The following is a 21,268-nucleotide window of genomic DNA, read 5'->3' as shown; positions in this document are numbered from 1 at the left end:
AAAGTGTTAGCTGATCACACGCTCCTGGTTGTTCTTTGTCATGGATTCCCTTATCCATTTAGGCTGTCTTTGGCAGCTCAGAACTAATCAGCTAGATAACTTGGCTTGCTTAATTTCATTAAGCTTTTGAAAATTCTTGTTTTGATAACTCACCGTTACCGTCAGTGTCTAATTCGCTAAACTTACTCATTAGCTCTGCATCGACGGATGCTTCGCTTTGGCTAATAACGCCATTGCCATCAACGTCTAGCGTTTCGAAATCGCTCATCGCAAATGCGGCTGATGAAGAGATAAGTGCCACAAGGGCTAATGTTTTATTTACTGTGTTCATAATGTAATCCTTCAAATAGTAGCTTTAAGTAAGAAGTCCTTTTCAATGTGTCCTTACACTGAAATTATGCTTTCGCGAACTCTTCTTTTGATAGTTCGCCATTACCGTCGGTATCAAGCTCTTTAAACTGGCTCATTAACGGTGAGCTTACAGATGCTTCGCTTTTACTGATTGCTCCATCGCCATCGACATCTAGCGTTTCAAAATCCACCGCTGCAAATGCAGTTGATGAAGCGACAAGGGCAATAAGTGCACATGTTTTGTGTAACGTTTTCATAATCACTATTCCTTCAATGTTGTCTAAACTGCGATAGAGGACTAATTCCTAAATCAACTTTCTCTGTGTTCGCTTTAACTATTTCAACTTCAATGCCAAAGTTTAAAAAACGCTATAAATCATGAGGTTAAGTTTGTTTTTTAGTAAATTAGGGGAAAACTGGCTGTTATTTTGTTGCTTTTTAGCAACAAGCAATGAGGTGAGAAAATTTTTTATCTATTAATCAATAAGTTAAAAAAGCAAAAACAGAGACATCTGCCGTTTTTTGTCACTAAAACAGAGAAAATATTGCGTGTGGGGGCTAAACCGTAGATGAATGGCAACACGCCTCAAAAAAAATAAAAATATTTTTAACGCTTAATCATCTGATTTAAATGGGTTTTATATATTTATATCGATTATTTTTGATTAATTTTTAGAGAAAAAGTGAAAAACAGTCATTTTGTTGCAAAATGGCGAATCAATGCTCGTTAACTCGTTATCTCTAATACCGAAAGGTCTATGAGGTGCTCTTTCATAAAGACGTTCATTTCATTTTCACTGGTATTGAGCTGCACACCAAACTGATAGCCCGACTCTCGTTTGCGGACTCTGCATACCTTGCCTGTAAATTCACGTTTACTGAGCACCACCTGACACGCTTGTGCTTTCAAATGACTAAGGTCGGCCTCGCTGTTAATCTCAAATTGCACACCGGCAAGTGAAATGTCTTTAATTACGCCTTCATATACTTGTTCATCTATAACAAGCTTGGCGGGAAACAAAGTGGGGATCCGCGCTTCGCTGCGCAAGCTAAAGAGTTGTACTTGTTGGGGAAAATGTAAAAATATCAATCGACAAGGGTGTGAAGCAACGGCTTTTATCTGCTGACGAAATGCAATAACCTGCCCACCCCCGCTTTCTAAAACAGCCCGAACAATCACCATAACCCCCTCTTTGATAAAGTCACCCGCATTCGGCAAACGTTTTACAGGGGGATAGTTAAGTATGATGTACTGCTCGTTAAGTAAGCCAATAAATTCAATTTTGACACGCTTACTTTCTGTCGCAGTTATTATTTCAACATCGACCACACTCCCTGCGGGTATATAGGTTAGTTTTTCTAAATTAAGTTGCTGCTGCGTTTTTGGCATTGTTTCTCTACTCCTTGAAAAATAACCAAATAAAACCTTAACCGCGCCAGAATGTTGGGGTAAATAAAACTAATAAAGTGAATATTTCAAGACGACCAAACACCATCGCGATTGTTAACAACCACTTTGCCGTATCAGATATCGCGCCATAATGCGCCGCGACTTCACCCAAACCTGGGCCTAAGTTGTTTAAACACGCCGCCGTCGCTGAAAAAGCACTTATATTGTCCATGCCTGTGCCCATTAAGGCCAGCATGATAATAACAAAAACCAGTGCATAAGCAGAAAAGAACCCCCAAACGGCTTCGACCACTTTATCGGGGAGCGCTTTACGACCGAGCTTTATAGAGTATATAGCCCGCGGGTGAACTAAGCGGTTTAATTCACGTATCCCTTGCAAGTACAGAAGGAAAACCCTTACAACTTTCATACCGCCGCCCGTCGAGCCCGCACAGCCGCCGATAAAGCTCGAAAAAATAAGTAAGATAGGTAAGAACAATGGCCAAGCAGAAAAATTATCTGTCGCAAAGCCCGCGGTAGTACTCATAGAGACAGCTTGAAACATTGCTTGATCGAGCGTTTCATCACCATCTGCATAAATATTATTAGAAGAGAGTACCGTAAAACAAATAATCACTAGCGCTAACTGAATAAGTAAAAACACTTTAAATTCAGGGTCGCGCAAGTAAACACGAATACTGCGCGAGGAGACCGCAGCGTAGTGCAACGAAAAGTTAATCGCCGCAATCAGCAAAAACACCACACAAATAAAGTTTATTAATGGGCTGTCAAATTGCCCCATAGACGCATCGTATGTAGAGAATCCCCCAATTGCGATGGTTGAGAAAGCATGACAAATCGCATCAAACCAATCCATACCCGCTCCCCAATAGGCAAGCGTACATGCGATGGTCAGCGACACATAAATGTACCAAAGGTGTTTGGCGGTATCGGCAATCCGCGGGGTCATTTTCGAGTCTTTAACAGGCCCTGGAGTTTCAGCACGGTATAACTGCATACCACCAACACCTAGCATCGGTAATACAGCGACGGCCAATACAATGATCCCCATACCACCTAGCCACTGCAGTTGCTGACGATAAAAAAGCACTGATTTGGGTAAGTATTCAATTCCCGTTAAAACGGTTGCTCCTGTGGTAGTCAGCCCCGAGAAGGCCTCAAATACCGAGTCAGCGAGAGATAGGTTTGGTTCCTGTAAGAACACTAAAGGCACAGCAGCAAAGCTGCCAAGTACCAGCCAGAACAACACCACAATTAAAAAGCCTTCGCGGGCTTTTAAATCACCATGCTCATGACGGTTTGGGTAATATGCAGCTAAACCAATAACAACGCTAAAAATAAACGCAAGAACGAACGGCACACCCCCACCGTCTTTATAAATTAAAGACACCAGTGCCGGTGGGACCATCGTGATACTAAATAACGCCACCAGCTGGCCGAGAATTTTTATTATGGTACGAAATTGCATCTAGGCGTATCGCTTTCTTATTAAATGATTTAGCTAATACAGTTTATTGTCTTACAGGCTTAATTGTAAGTAAACGCTATGTATTTATTTTCCTTACTCATCCTTTTCCCATTTTTAGCTCAACGGCGCCATGAGTAAGTTCGTGTACATCAGTGATTGCCTGCTCTGCTTGGCGGCTATCAATGGTAATGTGCCAAGTAATGTTCTCGGCAAATTGCTTGTCTATTTTTAACACCTGATATTGGCTTTTTAGTAACTGCTCAATTGCACCTTGTGCGCTATAGTCACTTTGCCCTATAAGTTCAACACTCGGTACTTTAGTCACAGTTTTTAGCTCGCGCATAGCGTTATTTAAACTGCCACCGTATGCGCGCACAAGTCCCCCCGTACCAAGCTTAATTCCTCCAAAGTAGCGTGTTACTACCGCAGTAATTTCACCGATACCTGAACCTGTCAGCACATTAAGCATGGGTTTACCCGCCGTACCATTGGGCTCACCATCATCCGAAAAGCCATAAACATGACTCCCGCCAGGGTTTCCTGCAACATGTGCCCAGCAGTTATGACGCGCGTCACTGTATTTATCTTGTATTTCTTTAATAAACGCTTTTGCACACGCGAGGTCTGGAGTATGCGCAATGTGCACTATAAATGTACTTTTCTTTATTTCTTCTTGATAAAAAACCGGTTCGGCCGGGTATTGATATTCAGGCATATTGTTTTATCTAAAAAAATGGGGCCATGTGGCCCCTATACTCTATTTTGCTCGCCGTTAATCTAAGTGTAGATCACGGGTCATATTTTCGAGACTGTCTTCATGAACGATAATATTATCTTCAATTCGGATACCGCCAAATGGCTTAAATTCTTCAACTTTTTCCCAGTTAATAAACTGTTTATTATCGGTTTGAGCAAGGTCGCCCAATAATGAATCGATGAAGTATAAACCAGGCTCAATCGTAAATACTTGGTTCTTCTCAATTAAACGTGTGCAACGAAGGAATGGATGACCTTCAGGCGGAGCTTGGTGCGTCCCTGATTCGTCAGCCATAAAACCACCCATATCATGAACTTGTAAGCCAAGGTGATGACCCAATCCATGAGGGAAAAACGTTGAAGTAATACCGCGTTCAACAATGTCAGCAGCTGGTAATTTTACAATATTAAAATCACTCAGTACTTGTGCGACACGTTGGTGACACTCTAAATGTAACTCGCCGTATAAGAGACCGGGTTTCAATGCCTTACCTAAGGCAATTTGATGCTCAGTCATAACCTGAATGAGATCGCTAAACTCACCTGACTTTTTAAAATCATAGGTACGAGTAATATCCGCAGCATAGCCGTTAAAGTTTGCACCTGCATCAATTAAAAATGAGTGATGTGTATGAGGCGCAGTTGGCTCGAAATGCGTGTAATGTAAAATGGCGCAATTTTCATTCAGTGCAACGATATTTCCGTAAGGCATCTCGTTTTCACTTTGGCGTGTAGCCATTAGATAAGCGTGCTGAATATCAAACTCAGAACCACCATTAAAGAACGTATCACGCGCCGCTTTATGACCCTCTACGGCGATACGGTTCGCTTGGCGAAGACACTCAAGTTCGTACTGCGTTTTATAAGCTCGATGGAAATGTAAGTAGTTCATCACTGGCTCAGGATTCATAATGCTGAAACCCAGCGCTTGTGCGACCTCTAAGTACTCACCGATATATGCATAATTTGCTTTATCATAAGGGAGTAGTTTTTCAACCTGATCAGGTTGTACTAAAAGCTCAATATCAAAATACTCAGCCCAAAAATCACGCGGCTCATCAGGCACTTTATGCCAAAAATCCACTGGACGATAAAAAATTAGTTTCGGCTTAGATGCACCGTCGACGACAATCCAACAATGCGGATTATCAATAACAGGTAACCAAGCTTTAAATTGCGGATTCACTTTAAACGGATAATACATGTCATCTAAGAACTGACGCTTAGCTTGGCCTGAGTGAATTACGAGCCCTTCTAAACCCTCACGTTCAGTAATAGTACGAGTACGCTGTTGCAAGGTTGCAATATGTTCGGCATATAACACCGCTAATTTATCCATAGTAAACCCATCTCTAGTAAATTTAACTTACTTGCAGTCTATCATAGTCGGCCATAACCCCCAACTGAGGGGGGATGAGCCTCGTTTGTATTTTAATTTAGCCACCCATTTTCATATCGAGAATGGGCGCAAGTACATTACCATCTCGACCAAGGCGGGTGTGATATACCTGCCTGTAAGCGAACACATTTTTAACGTAGTTACGTGTTTCAGTGAAGGGGATCAATTCAATCCACAACTCAGCAGGCATTGCTTGCTCTGGTAGCCAGCGCTTAATGCGATGATAGCCAGCATTGTAAGAGGCCGTCGCTAAAATTTCATTACCATGATTTTTTTTCTTCAAATACTTCAGGTATTCACTACCAAGACGAATATTAGTACGAGGCTGATAAAGTACACTACGTGACACCGTGCTTTTATTCATATATTTGGCTGTGCTAGGTAATAACTGCATTAAGCCATGAGCATTCGCATGTGAACGAGCATCTGGCGCAAACGAGCTTTCACGGCGAGAAATGGCAATACTCCATGCAACATCGATATGGCTACGGTTACTGTAGTTTTCGAACAAGTTTCGAAATGCGAACGGAAAACGTAAATCAACGTAATCCCACTCTTTAATTTGTGCCAAGGTATAAATAGTGCTGTCGTACCAATCAAGATCTGCTGCTAGCATTGATGCTGCCAGTTTTTCTTCTTTGGTTGAGGTATCGGTTAAATAATTCCATTCGCGGCGAGCTGCTGTAAAACGATCTAATTCGTACAAAGCACGGGCACGCTTAAAGCCTGGCGCATTCGCAACCTCAAGCTTGAGTTTATCGCTAATATTCAGCTCTTTATTATTTAAACTAACAGGTATACCTAACCGCGCAGACGCAAGAAAACCATAGTAATCACGCTCTTTGGCCACCGTTTGCCAAATTTGTCGCGCGCGCTCTACTTCACCACGCTGATTCAAGCTATAAGCTAACCAGTATTGCTGCCCTAGCGTTAAATTTTCTTTGCCGGTAAAAAAAGCCACAATGCCAGACCAGTCTTGTAGCTCAAGCATGTTTGCTAATTGCCACTGCATAAGCTTGCTAGTTTGGCGGTCTTTCGGCACCTTATTTAGCCAAAAGCGAGCTTCTTTATGACCACTAGATGCTAAAGATAGTGCAAAATTGTAATACACATCAGCCTTTTGCTCGTCAGTGTAGGAGAACATTTTTTCAATCTTTTCCCACGCTCTAAGCGCGAGTTCTTTGTCGCGCCACACCAAACGTCTTACGCCATACAACGCAATTTGCCCTTCTTTGGCTGATTTTTTCTTATAGCGGTAAAGTCCAGCAGACGCGCTCGGGTCTTTGCGAACTTTTAAATATAAGTCAGCTAAATATTGCTCATGTTCGGGTAATAAGGTTTTTAAATAAGGCAATAAACTCGACGCACCGCCTTCTGCGGCCAGTGTGACTCGTTGCCATACGCGATCAGGAGTTTGGTACCCCTTTTTTTTCCACAGCGAAAATAAGCTATCGCACTCTTTAGGTTGCGATTTACCGACCACCCATAAGTCGCTTACTTGATTCATGATGGCATTTTCAGGTGCCCCTAAATCTAATTGAAAGCTTAAATAGGGACACGTCAGCTCATTATTGCTGGTTTCACGATAATTACGAATATACGCCGCTTTTTTATTCTGCTTCTTTAGGTATTCAAGCCACGCTTTTCGAACAGGCCATTCAAGTGGCGTATTTTGATAGACGTTTAAATAGTTTTCGATTTCAGTTTGGTGTTGCAGACTTGGGTTACGCTGCCAATAGGCTTTTTCGACATAAGGTTTTAAGGGATGATCAAGCTCCCCTGTCACCTTTTTCATGTCTTCATAGTTACCGTACCGCGCCTTTTTTTCAGCTTTTAAAAAAGCGTCATGTTTATCGTTGGCACCAGCTGCAAAAAAAGGAAAAAGTAATGCGGCAGCCGTCCAACCAAGAAATTGTTTTTTCATGATGGCCTTTAACAAAAATTAAAGAATTAATAATAAAAACTTCCCCTACACCTTAGCAGCAAACCAGCTATATTTTAACCAATCGCGATAAAGCGCAGTAAATTTTTCGTTGCATTTTTATTTTAAAGCAAGCACACTGATTGAAATGCAAACTCATCGTACCAGTCTTAGTTAATAAACTAGGGAGAATAATAATGTTATATAAAAGCGATTCATTTGAAGTTGCTTTCATCAAGGACAACATCGCCGAGTTTAAGTTCTGTGCTGATGGCTCAGTAAACAAACTTTCTCAGCAAACCTTGCAAGATTGCGCTTCGGCATTAAAAGAATTAGCAGCAAACTCAGATATCAAAGGCATGGTGTTCACCAGCGATAAAGATCACTTTATTATCGGCGCCGACATCTTCGAATTTTTACCGACTTTCACTAAACCTCAAGAAGAATTGGTTGCATGGATCAAAAATGCAACAGACGTTTTTGACGCAATTGAAGATTTACCTTTCCCAACGTTAAGTGCTGTAAATGGCATGGCGCTTGGCGGCGGGTGTGAGTGGGCACTTGCTACCGATTACCGTGTTGCTAGCACTGAGGCTAAAATTGGCCTTCCTGAAGTAAAATTAGGCATTATGCCTGGTTTTGGTGGCACTGTTCGTCTTCCACGCCTGATTGGCGCTGATAATGCGATGACATGGATCACAACAGGCAAAGAAAACCGCGCGAATGATGCACTCAAAGTAGGTGCATTTGATGCGGTAGTTAGTACTAACAAACTTTTAGAGTCAAGTATTGCAACACTTGAGCAAGCTATTTCTGGCAAGCTAGATTGGCAAGCAAAACGACAAGTAAAATTACAACCACTGAAAATGAACCGTGTTGAGCAAGGTATGAGCTTTGCAATGGCCGAAGGCATGGTAATGGGTCAGACTAAAGGTCACTACCCAGCACCTGTTATGGCTGTAAAAACCATTAAAGCAGCGGCAAACTGTGAACGTGCCGAAGCGATGGCAATTGAGAACACGAACTTTGCCAAACTTGCCGCAACGAGCGAAGCTGCTGCACAAACAGGTATTTTCTTAGCAGACCAATACATCAAAGGTAAAGCGAAGAAACAAGCCAAAAACAGCGAGCTTAAAATTAAACAGGCGGCTGTATTAGGCGCAGGTATTATGGGTGGCGGTATTGCATACCAGTCTGCTTATAAAGGCACGCCGATTGTCATGAAAGACATTAATCAAGATGCGCTTGATTTAGGTATGGGCGAAGCCTCTAAATTACTTGGCAAAAAAGTACAACGTGGCCACATGGCAATGGACAAGATGGTTGCCACGTTAGGTAAAATCAAACCGACGCTAAACGATGCTGACCTTCAAGGTGTTGATATTGTAGTTGAAGCCGTTGTTGAAAACCCTAAGGTAAAACAAGCTGTTTTATCGGGCCTTGAAAAAGACCTACCAGAGGGCACTATTTTAACGTCAAACACATCAACTATTCGTATAGATGAGTTAGCCTCAGCGCTTGAAAAACCAGAAAACTTCTGTGGCATGCACTTCTTTAACCCAGTGCCAAAAATGCCACTTGTCGAAATCATCCGTGGTGAAAAGACATCAGAAGCAACAATCAATGCAGTGGTTGATTACGCCTTAAAACTAGGTAAATCACCTATTGTTGTAAACGACTGCCCAGGTTTCTTTGTTAACCGCGTATTGTTCCCTTACTTTGCAGGCTTCAGCAAACTTGTTGTTGAAGGCGCTGATTTCGCCAAAGTAGATAAAGTAATGGAAAACGTGTTTGGCTGGCCAATGGGTCCTGCATATCTGCTTGATGTTGTGGGTATTGATACGGCTTACCACTGTACTGGCGTTATGGCTGATGGTTTCCCTGAGCGAATGGCTCGCCAAGAGAAAGATCCCGTTTCTGTATTTGCTAATGAAAAACGTTTTGGTCAGAAAAATGGGGCTGGTTTTTACCAATATGCACCAGACCGCCGTGGTCGCTTGAAAAAGGCACACGATGCAAAAGCGGTTGAACTTTTAAGTGCTATTACCGATGCACCTAAAGACTTCGACAAGCAAGAAATCATTGACCGTTGTATGGTACCGATGATCAACGAAGTACTACTTTGTCTTCAAGAAGGTATTGTAGCGTCGCCGCAAGAAGCAGATATGGCGCTCATTTACGGTATTGGTTTCCCTCCATTTAGAGGCGGTGCATTCCGTTACTTAGATCAAACTGGTTTAGCAAACTTTGTTGCAACAGCAGACAAATATGCTCACCTAGGTGCGATTTACCAAGTATCAGATGAAACTCGCAAATGGGCCGAAGAAGGCCGTGTATTCTATAAGGTGGAAGGATAAGAACATGAATAATCCAGTAATCGTAGATTGTATCCGCACACCAATGGGCCGTTCAAAAAACGGCGTATTCAAACATAAACGTGCGGAAGATTTAAGTGCTCACTTAATGAAAGGTTTGTTAGAGCGTAACCCAGCCGTAGACCCAGCATCGATTGATGATATTTACTGGGGTTGTGTGCAGCAAACTCTCGAGCAAGGTTTTAACATTGCCCGTAACGCAGCATTATTAGCCGGTATCCCACACTCAGTACCTGCAGTAACAGTTAACCGTTTATGTGGCTCATCAATGCAAGCATTGCACGATGCGGCACGCGCTATTATGACGGGTGCGGGTGATACTTATATCATCGGGGGTGTTGAGCATATGGGTCATGTACCGATGACTCACGGTAATGATTTCCACCCTGGTTTATCAACGTCTGTTGCACAAGCTGCAGGTGTTATGGGCTTAACAGCTGAGTACCTTGCAACGCTTCACGGCATTAGCCGTCAGCAGCAAGATGAGTTTGCTTACCGCTCACACCAACGCGCACACGCTGCGACTGTTGAAGGTCGTTTCCGTCGCGAGATCCTACCGATGGAAGGTCACGACGCAGACGGTTCATTAATTCTTGTTGAAGACGATGAAGTAATTCGCCCAGAGACAACTGTTGAAGGTTTATCTCAGCTTCGTCCTGTGTTCAACCCTGCATCAGGTAGCGTAACAGCAGGTACTTCATCTGCACTGTCTGACGGTGCATCAGCCATGCTGGTAATGAGCGAAGAAAAAGCCAAAGAACTTGGTTTACCTATTCGTGCGCGCATTAAATCAATGGCGGTTGCAGGTTGCGATCCATCTATTATGGGTTACGGCCCAGTTCCAGCATCACAAAAAGCGCTTAAACAAGCGGGTATCACAATTGATGATATCGATGTTGCTGAGCTTAACGAAGCGTTTGCAGCACAATCACTACCGGTATTAAAAGACCTCGGTCTGATGGATGTAGTAGATGAAAAAGTGAACCTTAATGGTGGTGCAATCGCGCTTGGTCACCCACTTGGTTGTTCAGGCTCTCGTATCAGCACAACGCTTGTTCACCTAATGGAAGACAAGAATGCAAAATACGGTTTAGCAACCATGTGTATTGGTCTAGGCCAAGGTATTGCAACTGTATTTGAGCGCGTTGAATAACACGCTCATTAGCCGAACATCTTGGTGATAAAAAGGTGTACTGTCACGCACAGTACACCTTTTTTATTTGCTTTGAATTCGGTTATTGAAACCAATAGTGATTGAAAGCTAAAATAGCCCCTTACTATTCGTTACTTTCATTTTATAGGTCTGCCATGAGCTTTGATAATCCCGATCACCAATTAGATGCACTTGGCCTTCGTTGTCCAGAACCGGTGATGATGGTGCGTGGTGCTGTGCGCAAAATGAAAGATGGCGAGACTTTACTTATCATCGCTGATGACCCATCAACCACCCGCGACATTCCCAGCTTTTGTACCTTTATGGATCACACACTCGTGGCGAAAGAGGTAGAGCAAGCACCGTATCGATACTTGGTGAAGAAAGGATTGTAGGCTACGAGCTACGAGCTACGAGCTAAAAAATAAAATCAGAGTGGGCTTTGTCAACTTTGATGTAAATAATCAATCGCCCACTCAACACTTAGCGTCACTCAACTCTTAGCGTTATTTTTTCGTGACTGTTACTTTTGGTTGATTGCTATTGCGGTAATCAAAACTCACTACATAAACCCCTTTTGCCGCAGGTTTAAAGCTGAAGTAGTTATAGATTGTGTTGCAATCGGCGCTTGCAGCCTCACCTAAAATGAGTGCTTGACCTGCTGGGTCGGTATCACTGAAACCACAGTTATAGCCTTGGCTGAAATCAGCATCGGCGACTTTAAACTCATACACTTTGCCAGGTGTAGAAAACTTCACATCCGTTTGAAAAATCCCCGGAGCAACTTGGTAAAATTGGTACTGAGGTTCTGCATCCCACAAGGTAAAGTCACCCCGTAAATACATGGTACGGTCTAAGTCTTTACTGGGCAGAATATCATCGATATTCGGCATTTGAATTTGGCTAGAACATGCCGTTAATAAACCAGCCAAAGCTAAAGTTAGTATACGTTTCATAACTGTTCCTCTTTTACAAAAAAGCCAGCACTGAGCTGGCTTTTATTAACGTGTGTATTACTTACTTCTGCAACACAGAAATATCAGCAATATCTAAAAACAGGCGGCTTAACTGGCTTAATAATGCTAAACGGTTTTGCTTAACCGCGTCGTCATCGGCCATTACCATGACGTTATCAAAGAAGTTATCGACACTCTCACGGATACCCGCTAGTTGTGATAACGCTTCTTGATAATCGCCGTTAGCATAAAGTGGTGCAAGCTCTACAGAGAACTTAGCAACATGAGACGCGAGTACTTTTTCTGCGTCATCACTTAATAGGCTCTCATTTACATCACCTTGCGTTGTGATGTCATTCTTAGCCAAGATGTTGCTTACACGTTTATTTGCTGCTGCAAGCGCTTCTGCAGCGTCTAATGTACGGAAGTGACTAACGGCTTTAACACGACGATCGAAGTCAACCGGTTTAGTTGGACGACGCGCGAGTACAGCTTGAATAACATCAACCTCAATCCCTTCATCTTGATACCATGCACGGAAGCGACCTAGCATAAACTCAAACACATCCGTTGAAACATTTAGGTTTGTTAGCTTTTCACCAAACAAGCTTTGTGATTTAGCAACAAGGTCTAGAATGTCCAGTGGTAGTGACTTTTCAACCATGATACGCAACGCACCAATGGCTGCACGGCGAAGTGCAAATGGGTCTTTGTCACCTTTCGGTGCTTGGCCAATGCCAAAAATACCCACTAGCGTGTCGAATTTATCAGCAATAGCAACAGCACAACTAATCACATTCGTTGGTAGGTTGTCGCCTGCAAAACGTGGCATATATTGCTCATTTTGCGCCAGTGCAACTTCTTCGGCCTCACCATCGTGACGTGCGTAATGCATACCCATTACACCTTGTACGTCAGTAAACTCCATGACCATTTCAGTCATTAAATCTGTTTTACTTAAAAGACCAGCACGTTTTGCAAGTTCTGCATCAGCACCTAACTGCTCAGCAATGTAACCAGCAAGTTCACTAATACGCTCTGACTTGTCTTTAAGTGTACCAAGTTGCTTTTGGAATAATACCGTGTCTAATGATTCTAAACGGCTCTCAAGTGTTTTCTTTTTATCGGTTTCAAAAAAGAACTGTGCATCGGCTAAACGTGGACGAACCACCTTTTCGTTACCGGCAATAACCACACTTGGATCTTTACTTTCAATATTAGAAACAAACAGGAACTTGTTAAGTAAGTTGCCTTCTTGATCTAGTAGTGGGAAGTATTTTTGATCATCCTTCATGGTGTAGATAAGCGCTTCAGCGGGTACATCTAAAAAGGCTTCTTCGAAGGTTGCTGTTAGCGTTACTGGCCATTCAACAAGTGACGTTACTTCTTCAAGCAAGTCTTCATCCATCGCAACTTTTGCGTTGACAGCAGCCGCTGCAGCTTCAATTTGTTCACGAATTTGTGCTTTACGCGCTTCGAAGTCAGCCACGACATACGCAGATTTTAGTACATCAAATACTTCGTCAGCGTGATTGATAGTGACCTTTTCTGGGTGGTGGAATCGGTGACCTTGTAGTTGGTTACCTACTTGCTTACCAAGGATTTCACCTTCGATTAGTGTATTACCAAATAAAATCGTTGCCGTATGTACAGGGCGAATAAATTGCGTTTTATTCGCGCCCCAACGCATTGGTTTCGGGATCGGTAATTTAGCAAGCGCTTTGTTTACCGCATCACTCATTAACGCGGTGGTTGCTTGGCCTTCAACGTGTGCTTTATGAAGTAGCCATGCCCCTTTGTCTGTTTCAACGGTTTCGGCGTCGCTTACATCAATACCACAACCACGTGCCCAACCCATTGCAGCTTTGGTTGGGTTGCCATCGGCATCAAATGCTGCCGCAACAGCAGGACCACGTTTTTCTACAACCTTGTCACTTTGTTTTGCTTCAAGTGCTGTAACGCGTAAACCTAAACGGCGCGGTGAGGCATACCAATTTACGCCTTGATGGGCTAGCTCTAAACTTGCAAGCTCTGCTGTTAAGTTTTCAGCAAACGACTCAGCAAGTTTACGAAGTGCTTTTGGTGGCAATTCTTCAGTGCCAATTTCTACTAATAAATTTTCTGCTGACATGCTAATTCTTAATCCTTACAAAGCGGGAAACCAAGTGCTTCACGTGCATCATAGTAACTCTGTGCGCACGCTTTAGATAAAGCACGTACACGTAAGATATAACGTTGACGTTCGGTTACTGAGATAGCGTGGCGCGCATCTAATAAGTTAAACGCGTGTGACGCTTTCATTACTTGCTCGTAAGCAGGTAGCGGTAAGCCAGCCTCAATTAGCTTTTGACTTTCTTTTTCGCAGTGATCAAATTGAGAGAATAAGAATGCAACGTCAGCTTGTTCGAAGTTATACGCTGATTGCTCAACTTCATTTTGATGGAATACATCACCGTATGTAACACGGCCCATTGGACCATCTGCCCATACTAGGTCATAGATACTATCTACGCCCTGAATATACATCGCTAAACGCTCAAGACCATAAGTAATTTCACCTGTTACTGGAGAACACTCAAGGCCACCTACTTGTTGGAAATAAGTGAACTGAGTCACTTCCATGCCGTTTAACCAGATTTCCCAACCAAGACCCCATGCACCCAGTGTAGGTGATTCCCAGTTGTCTTCTACGAAGCGCACTTCATCAGTTAGCGTATCAATTCCCACAGCAGCTAACGAGCCTAAGTAGAGCTCTTGAATGTTTTCTGGTGATGGCTTTAATACCACTTGGAATTGGTAGTAATGTTGTAAGCGGTTTGGGTTCTCACCATAACGACCATCAGTTGGGCGACGGCATGGTTGAACATACGCGCTCGACATTGGCTCTGGGCCAATAGACTTTAAGAAAGTTAACGGATGAAATGTCCCTGCTCCCACTTCCATATCGAGTGGTTGAGCAATCACACAGCCTTGCTGTGCCCAATAGTCCTGTAAAGCCAGGATCAAACCTTGAAAGGTTTTAACGTCATATTTTTGCATATTTGGCTTATAGTATCTGGTGCGTTTAGTCTGAAAATTGCTCTCAGTATACCTTGTGTGCAGTAAGGTTTTAAGCAGTTTGTGCTTTTTCAGCAATAAAAAAAGGAGCCAATAGGCTCCTTTCTTCATCATGTGTTTTAGCTTATACGTCTAGGTTTACTACACGTAGCGCGTTCGTTTCAATAAATTCACGACGCGGCTCAACTTGGTCGCCCATTAATGTTGCGAATAATTGGTCAGCAGCAACGGCATCTTCAATTGTTACTTTCAACATACGACGAGCACTAGGATCCATGGTTGTTTCCCATAACTGATCTGGGTTCATCTCGCCCAGTCCTTTATAGCGCTGGATATACAAGCCACGTTTAGACTCACTGATTAACCACTCTAATGCATCGACAAAGTTATCAACTGGAATTGTTTTTTCTCCACGTTGAATATAGGCGCCTTCTTCAAGGATATTAGCAATGTTTACACCTGTTACAGCGATACGCTTATAATCACGTGAAGTAATGAAGTCGTAGTTTAATACGTGTGCTTTATCTACGCCGTGCTGACGAATATTCACTACAGGGTAATATAAATTACGCTCAGCATCATGTTCTGTTCCAGCATGGAAAATAGTCGCATCTTCATCGCGAGCAATTAAGTCATCAACTAATATGTTAGTCCACTCTTTTACTTTCGCTTCATCTGCAAGGTCAGCTTCTTTTAACTCACTTTGATAGATTAAACGTTCCATAACCGTGTTCGGGTATTTACGTTTTAAGCGCTCAATCACTTTTACCGTGTTTTGATAATCGTGAACAATAGACTCTAATGCTTCACCTTCGAGTGCGGTTGCACCCTCACTTGTGTATAGCGCAGCATTATTTAACGCCAATGATGTTAAGTAATCAACAAGTGCTGGATCGTCTTTTATATAACGCTCTTGCTTACCTTTTTTCACTTTATAAAGTGGTGGTTGTGCAATATAAATATAACCACGTTCTACAATCTCTGGCATTTGACGGTAGAAGAAAGTAAGTAATAGTGTACGAATGTGAGAACCATCCACGTCCGCATCGGTCATGATAATGATACGGTGGTAACGCAGTTTTTCTGGATTGTATTCGTCACGGCCAATACCACATCCTAATGCGGTTATAAGAGTCGCAACTTCTTGCGAAGATAGCATTTTATCAAAACGTGCTTTTTCAACGTTTAATATTTTACCTTTCAATGGCAAGATTGCTTGGTTTTTACGATTACGACCCTGCTTAGCTGAACCACCCGCAGAGTCACCCTCCACTATGTATAATTCAGAAAGTGCAGGATCTTTTTCTTGGCAGTCTGCTAACTTACCCGGTAAACCAGCTAAATCCATAGCGCCTTTACGACGAGTCATTTCACGTGCTTTACGCGCTGCTTCACGCGCTCGTGCTGCATCAATAATTTTGCCAACAACAGTTTTAGCATCAACAGGGTTTTCTAATAAAAACTCTGTTAGTTTTTCTGCCATGGCTTGTTCTACAGCAGATTTAACTTCGCTTGATACTAATTTATCTTTCGTTTGTGATGAGAACTTTGGATCAGGAACTTTAACACTCACAACGGCTGTTAAACCTTCACGAGCATCATCACCCGTGGCGTTGCTTGTTGTTTTAGCTTTTTTATTAAAGCCTTCTTTTTCCATGTAATTGTTTAGTGTACGCGTAAGTGCAGCTCTAAAGCCAGCTAAGTGCGTACCACCATCACGTTGTGGAATGTTATTTGTGAAACAGTAGATGCTCTCTTGGAAACCATCGTTCCATTGCATAGACACTTCAACATTAATGCCGTCTTCTTCACGCTCATGCGTAAAGTGGAAAACACTTTTATGGACAGGTGTTTTATTGCGATTTAAATACTCAACAAAGGCTTGAATACCCCCTTCGTATTTAAAATGGTCTTTTTTCGCTTCTTCACGCTCATCGGTAAGAATAATACTTACGCCCGAATTCAAGAAAGACAGCTCACGTAAACGCTTCGCTAAAATATCGTAGTGGAAGTTTAGGTCAGTGAATGTTTCACCGCTTGGCCAAAAACGTAATTCAGTGCCTGTATCAGTCGCGTCACCAATAACAGCTAATGGTGCATCTGGCACACCCATTGTATACGTTTGTTGATGAAGTTTACCTTCGCGACGGATAGTTAACTTTAGTTTTTCCGATAAAGCATTTACAACAGAAACACCTACACCGTGTAAACCGCCCGATACTTTATAAGAGTTATCATCAAATTTACCACCAGCATGAAGTACCGTCATGATAACTTCAGCAGCTGATACACCTTCTTCTTCATGGATTGAAGTAGGAATACCACGACCGTTATCTCTTACAGAGACTGAACCGTCTAAGTGAATCGTTACATAAATATCATCACAATGACCAGCTAAGGCTTCATCGATAGAGTTATCAACAACCTCAAACACCATATGGTGTAAGCCTGTACCGTCATCGGTGTCCCCTATATACATTCCAGGACGCTTTCTTACTGCGTCTAATCCTTTAAGTACTTTAATACTCGACGAATCGTAATTCTCAGACATGGTTAATCCCACTTATCTTGTTATTAGGTTGCCATGTTTCACGTGGAACATTTTTAGTTCTCGTTGCATGGGTTCCACCACAGCAGAAATACTTTCAGATAAAATAGATGAGATAAAAAGTTGTGAATCGCAATGCGATAAAAGCTGACCCACTTTTTCCTTTGTATCTTCACCTAACTCCGAAGGTAAGTCATCTATTAGCAATATAGATTGCTTATCAGTTTCTGATTCAATTAAGCTATTTTGCGTTACTTTCAACGCATAAAGCAAGAGCTTCAATTGACCGCGTGAAAATGTATTTTCCACACTATTACCAGAAACGCTAAAACTAAAATCAGCTTTATGCGGGCCTTTGCTTGTGAAACCCTGTTTGGCATCACGTTCAAAGCTCTGTTCAAGAGCCTCTGAGAGCGATTCGCTCTCTTTCCACCCCGCGTTAAAGCTAATTTCTAAATCGCGTATAAGCGTTAATTCTGCACACATTTTATCAAAAAATTGCTGCTTAAACCTACTTATATACGCGATTCTTAAATTATTTATTTGTTCTGCTAGTCTAACAAATTCTTTGTCCCAAAACTTGATCTGCTCGAAATAATTCCTAGGTTTACTCTTCAGCAATGCATTACGTTGTTTTAATACTTTATTGAATGATTGCCATAAATAAAAAAAGTCATGTTCCACGTGGAACAATCCTAAATCTAAAAATTTTCTACGCTCTTTTGGTCCACCGAAAAATAAAGAATAGCTTTCAGGTGTAATCACTTGCACAGGAATTAGCTGCGCCAACTCTGAGATCTTTCGACTCGTTTTACCCTGGATCTTTAATGATGTTTCACCCGCTTGGTTTTTACTTATTCCAACCGGAATCGACAAGTCATGTAATGCCTTACGACCATGAATAACAAACTTGTCTTGCTGATGCTGAATGATACTTTTATGCTTGGCGGTTCGAAATGATTTACCATGTGAAAGGAAATAAATAGCCTCTAAAAGGCTGGTTTTTCCGCTGCCATTTTCGCCATAAATAATATTAATTCCATTTATCGGCTCAAGTGTCAGCGCCTCAATATTACGAAAATTATTGAGGCTTAAATGACTTAAACTCATAAAAGGTTATAAGCGCATCGGCATAACAACATACATCGCTTCTTCGTCACCAGCACCTTCTATTAGCGCGCTACTGTTTGAATCTGCAAGGGTAAAAGTGACATCTTCTGTTTTTAATGTATTCAAAACATCGAGTACATACGAAACATTAAAACCAATTTCCAGCTCACCACCTTGATACATAACCTCAACCACTTCTTCTGCTTGCTCTTGCTCAGGGTTATTGGCAGTTATTTTCAACAAGCCTTCAGAAAGATTTAAACGCACACCACGAAATTTCTCATTCGATAAAATAGACACACGTTGAAATGCGCTGCGTAACCATTCTCTATTGGCAGTAATAACTTTATCGCCACCACGTGGTAATACTCGGCGGTAATCAGGAAAACGACCATCTACCAATTTACTTGTAAACGTAAACTCGGTATCAATAATACGAATATGATTAGCGCCAAATTGAATTGTTACTAACTCATCATCAGCCACCATTAAACGCATGATTTCTTGCACACCCTTGCGTGGAATAATAAGCTGACGCTGTGTATTAAGCGACTGAGCTAACTGCTTTTGTGCAATCGCTAAACGGTGACCGTCTGTTGCCACTGTTTTAATGTCGGCATTGTCGACTTCAAACGACATACCATTTAAATAATAGCGTACGTCTTGGTTCGCCATTGAAAAATGAGTACTTTCAAGTAGTTTACGTAACTCTACTCGAGTTAACTGAAACTCAACTTCGCCATCCCATTGTTCAAGATTCGGAAAATCTTCTGCAGCTAATGTGGTCAATGAAAAGCGACTTTTACCACTGGTTAGTAATAACTGATGATCTTGGCTACTTAAAGTAAGCTCAGAGCCATCGGGTAAACTTTTACAAATATCGAGTAACTTTTTAGCTGGCAAGGTTAATTTTGTATCTGCGGTGTCTTCACCTACAAATACGCTTGCTACTAACTCAATTTCAAGATCGGTACCCGTCATTGATAGTTGTCCATTTTCTACAACTAACAGTACGTTCGATAAAATCGGTAAGGTGTGCTTGCGTTCAATCGCACCCGACACTTGAACTAAAGGTTTTAAAAATTGCTCTCTTGATATTGTTATTTGCATAATAAAGTCAGCCTTAAGATGACAAGGTTCTTATTAAGTTTTGATAATCTTCTTTCACCTCGTGACTTTCATCACGCAGTGATTTAACTTTACGACAGGCATGCAGTACCGTTGTATGGTCACGCCCGCCAAACGCATCACCAATCTCAGGTAAACTGTGATTAGTGAGCTCTTTAGATAAAGCCATAGCAACCTGGCGCGGTCGTGCTACAGAACGACTGCGGCGCTTAGATAATAGGTCTGAAACACGAATACGGTAATACTCTGCGACTGTGCGCTGAATGTTATCGATGGTTACGAGCTTATCTTGCAATGCGAGTAAGTCGCGCAACGCTTCTTTTACAAAATCGATTGATATTGGACGACCGGTAAAGTTCGCATTTGCAATCACACGGTTTAATGCCCCTTCTAACTCACGCACATTTGAACGTAGTTTCTTGGCAATAAAAAAGGCCACTTCATGCGGTAAATTAATTTTACTCTGCTGCGCTTTTTTCATCAAAATAGCAACGCGCGTCTCAAGCTCAGGAGGCTCAATGGCAATCGTTAACCCCCATCCAAAGCGAGACTTAAGGCGATCTTCAACCCCTTCTATCTCTTTTGGATAGCGGTCTGAAGTTAATATAATCTGTTGATTTCCTTCAAGTAATGCATTGAAGGTATGGAAAAATTCTTCTTGAGAACGTTCTTTATTAGCGAAAAATTGGATGTCATCAATCATCAATGCATCAACGCTTCGGTAATAACGTTTAAACTCTTCTATTGCGTTATTTTGAAGTGCTTTAACCATGTCTTGGACAAAACGCTCGGAATGCATATAAACAATTTTTGCATCCGGTTTATTCGCCATGATGCCATTGCCTACAGCATGCAATAAATGCGTTTTACCTAAACCTGTACCGCCATAAATAAACACGGGATTAAAGGCAGACCCTGGGTTGTCTGCAACTTGAGTTGCGGCTGCTTTTGCTAGCTGGTTTGATTTACCTTCAACAAAACTATCAAACGTATAATTTTCTTTAATATTTGATTTATAACCCGATTTTGGTGCAGGTTCTACATTCGCTTTTTCAGGTTTAGGCTGTTGTTTCTCAGATGTGTGTTGAGCACTAACAGGAGCACTCGCAGCTGGCACGGCGGCTTGCGCATTTAAAATAGGTTTACTGCCTACGTCAAAACGTAACTCGGGCGCTTCATCACCACAAATTTCAACGAGCAGTTCATTTATACGGTTTAAATACTTTTCTCTCACCCAATCAAGAACAAAACGATTCGGCGCATATATAGTTAACGTATCTTCGGTACTTTCTGCTTGTAGTGGTCTTACCCACATACTGAACTGCTGTGACGGCAGTTCATCTTGCAATACATATAAACAACTTTGCCAAACCGACAGATACACTATTAAACTCCCAGAGATTTAATTATTATTCCCGTTCATCTTTAATGATGGAAAATCATACATTTATTACTAATCTTTGACCAATTTTCTTGGCCTAGACCGAGTATTATGAAGGCACTTTATCCACAAGTACAAGATTGATTTTTCTGAAAAATATGATCTCGTCTTCATAAAAAGACAACCACATGATTTTTATAGGGTTTATTTTTTACATCCGAATAGTGATCATAGCAAATTCGCAGCTAGATCGC

At 41.9% G+C, this 21,268-nt stretch carries 17 protein-coding genes; 3 read left to right on the top strand and 14 right to left on the bottom strand.

Annotation, left to right across the window (positions count from 1 at the left end; translation table 11 throughout):
* Positions 1-118: 118 nt before the first annotated feature.
* The 7 genes from BM378_RS18490 to BM378_RS18460 all read right to left on the bottom strand — a co-directional run bounded on the left by BM378_RS18490 (position 119) and on the right by BM378_RS18460 (position 7,309).
* Complete coding sequence (locus tag BM378_RS18490) at positions 119-331, bottom strand: EF-hand domain-containing protein (protein ID WP_036973671.1); 213 nt, start codon at positions 329-331, stop codon at positions 119-121.
* A 64-nt stretch (positions 332-395) separates the two neighbouring features.
* Complete coding sequence (locus BM378_RS18485) at positions 396-608, bottom strand: EF-hand domain-containing protein (protein WP_036973672.1); 213 nt, start codon at positions 606-608, stop codon at positions 396-398.
* Positions 609-1,078: 470 nt separating this feature from the next.
* Complete coding sequence (locus BM378_RS18480; protein ID WP_036973673.1) at positions 1,079-1,741, bottom strand: flagellar brake domain-containing protein; 663 nt, start codon at positions 1,739-1,741, stop codon at positions 1,079-1,081.
* Positions 1,742-1,778: 37 nt separating this feature from the next.
* Positions 1,779-3,230, bottom strand: coding sequence for a TrkH family potassium uptake protein (locus BM378_RS18475; RefSeq protein ID WP_036973674.1), 1,452 nt, complete (start codon positions 3,228-3,230; stop codon positions 1,779-1,781).
* Positions 3,231-3,327: 97 nt separating this feature from the next.
* Positions 3,328-3,945: a YigZ family protein gene (locus tag BM378_RS18470; protein WP_036973675.1), complete on the bottom strand. Its 618-nt coding sequence runs from the start codon at positions 3,943-3,945 to the stop codon at positions 3,328-3,330.
* Between the two features lie 57 nt (positions 3,946-4,002).
* A complete protein-coding gene (gene pepQ / locus BM378_RS18465; protein ID WP_036973676.1) occupies positions 4,003-5,325 on the bottom strand; it encodes a Xaa-Pro dipeptidase in 1,323 nt (440 codons plus the stop codon).
* Between the two features lie 97 nt (positions 5,326-5,422).
* A complete protein-coding gene (locus tag BM378_RS18460; RefSeq protein ID WP_074989748.1) occupies positions 5,423-7,309 on the bottom strand; it encodes a transglycosylase SLT domain-containing protein in 1,887 nt (628 codons plus the stop codon).
* A 194-nt stretch (positions 7,310-7,503) separates the two neighbouring features.
* Between BM378_RS18460 and fadB the strand changes: the two genes are divergently transcribed.
* The 3 genes from fadB to tusA all read left to right on the top strand — a co-directional run bounded on the left by fadB (position 7,504) and on the right by tusA (position 11,229).
* The gene (gene fadB / locus BM378_RS18455; protein WP_074989747.1) at positions 7,504-9,663 is read left to right on the top strand and encodes a fatty acid oxidation complex subunit alpha FadB; all 2,160 of its coding nucleotides are present in this window, start codon (positions 7,504-7,506) and stop codon (positions 9,661-9,663) included.
* Between the two features lie 4 nt (positions 9,664-9,667).
* A complete protein-coding gene (gene fadA, locus BM378_RS18450) occupies positions 9,668-10,834 on the top strand; it encodes an acetyl-CoA C-acyltransferase FadA (protein WP_036973680.1) in 1,167 nt (388 codons plus the stop codon).
* Between the two features lie 155 nt (positions 10,835-10,989).
* Positions 10,990-11,229: a sulfurtransferase TusA gene (gene tusA, locus BM378_RS18445; RefSeq protein WP_036973681.1), complete on the top strand. Its 240-nt coding sequence runs from the start codon at positions 10,990-10,992 to the stop codon at positions 11,227-11,229.
* 111 nt (positions 11,230-11,340) lie between these two features.
* On the opposite strand, the gene BM378_RS18440 is transcribed toward tusA, so the two are convergent.
* The 7 genes from BM378_RS18440 to dnaA form a co-directional block, all read right to left on the bottom strand.
* Positions 11,341-11,790 carry an early set domain-containing protein gene (locus BM378_RS18440; protein ID WP_036973682.1) on the bottom strand — a complete coding sequence of 150 codons (450 nt, stop codon included), beginning with the start codon at positions 11,788-11,790 and terminating at the stop codon, positions 11,341-11,343.
* Positions 11,791-11,851: 61 nt separating this feature from the next.
* Positions 11,852-13,921, bottom strand: a complete 2,070-nt coding sequence (glyS, locus tag BM378_RS18435; RefSeq protein WP_065978277.1) for a glycine--tRNA ligase subunit beta — start codon at positions 13,919-13,921, stop codon at positions 11,852-11,854.
* Between the two features lie 8 nt (positions 13,922-13,929).
* Positions 13,930-14,829, bottom strand: a complete 900-nt coding sequence (gene glyQ / locus BM378_RS18430; RefSeq protein ID WP_036973766.1) for a glycine--tRNA ligase subunit alpha — start codon at positions 14,827-14,829, stop codon at positions 13,930-13,932.
* A 142-nt stretch (positions 14,830-14,971) separates the two neighbouring features.
* Complete coding sequence (gene gyrB, locus BM378_RS18425; protein WP_036973684.1) at positions 14,972-17,398, bottom strand: DNA topoisomerase (ATP-hydrolyzing) subunit B; 2,427 nt, start codon at positions 17,396-17,398, stop codon at positions 14,972-14,974.
* A 12-nt stretch (positions 17,399-17,410) separates the two neighbouring features.
* Positions 17,411-18,505, bottom strand: coding sequence for a DNA replication/repair protein RecF (gene recF, locus BM378_RS18420; RefSeq protein WP_036973686.1), 1,095 nt, complete (start codon positions 18,503-18,505; stop codon positions 17,411-17,413).
* A gap of 6 nt (positions 18,506-18,511) precedes the next feature.
* On the bottom strand, positions 18,512-19,615 hold the full coding sequence (dnaN, locus tag BM378_RS18415) for a DNA polymerase III subunit beta (RefSeq protein ID WP_036973687.1): 1,104 nt from the start codon (positions 19,613-19,615) through the stop codon (positions 18,512-18,514).
* Positions 19,616-19,628: 13 nt separating this feature from the next.
* Complete coding sequence (gene dnaA / locus BM378_RS18410) at positions 19,629-21,017, bottom strand: chromosomal replication initiator protein DnaA (RefSeq protein ID WP_036973688.1); 1,389 nt, start codon at positions 21,015-21,017, stop codon at positions 19,629-19,631.
* Positions 21,018-21,268 lie beyond the last annotated feature (251 nt).

The organism is Pseudoalteromonas lipolytica (genome assembly GCF_900116435.1).
Lineage (GTDB): Bacteria > Pseudomonadota > Gammaproteobacteria > Enterobacterales > Alteromonadaceae > Pseudoalteromonas > Pseudoalteromonas lipolytica.
The sequence above is the reverse complement of the archived record's forward strand: the minus strand, read 5'-3'. Positions and strand labels throughout refer to the sequence as shown.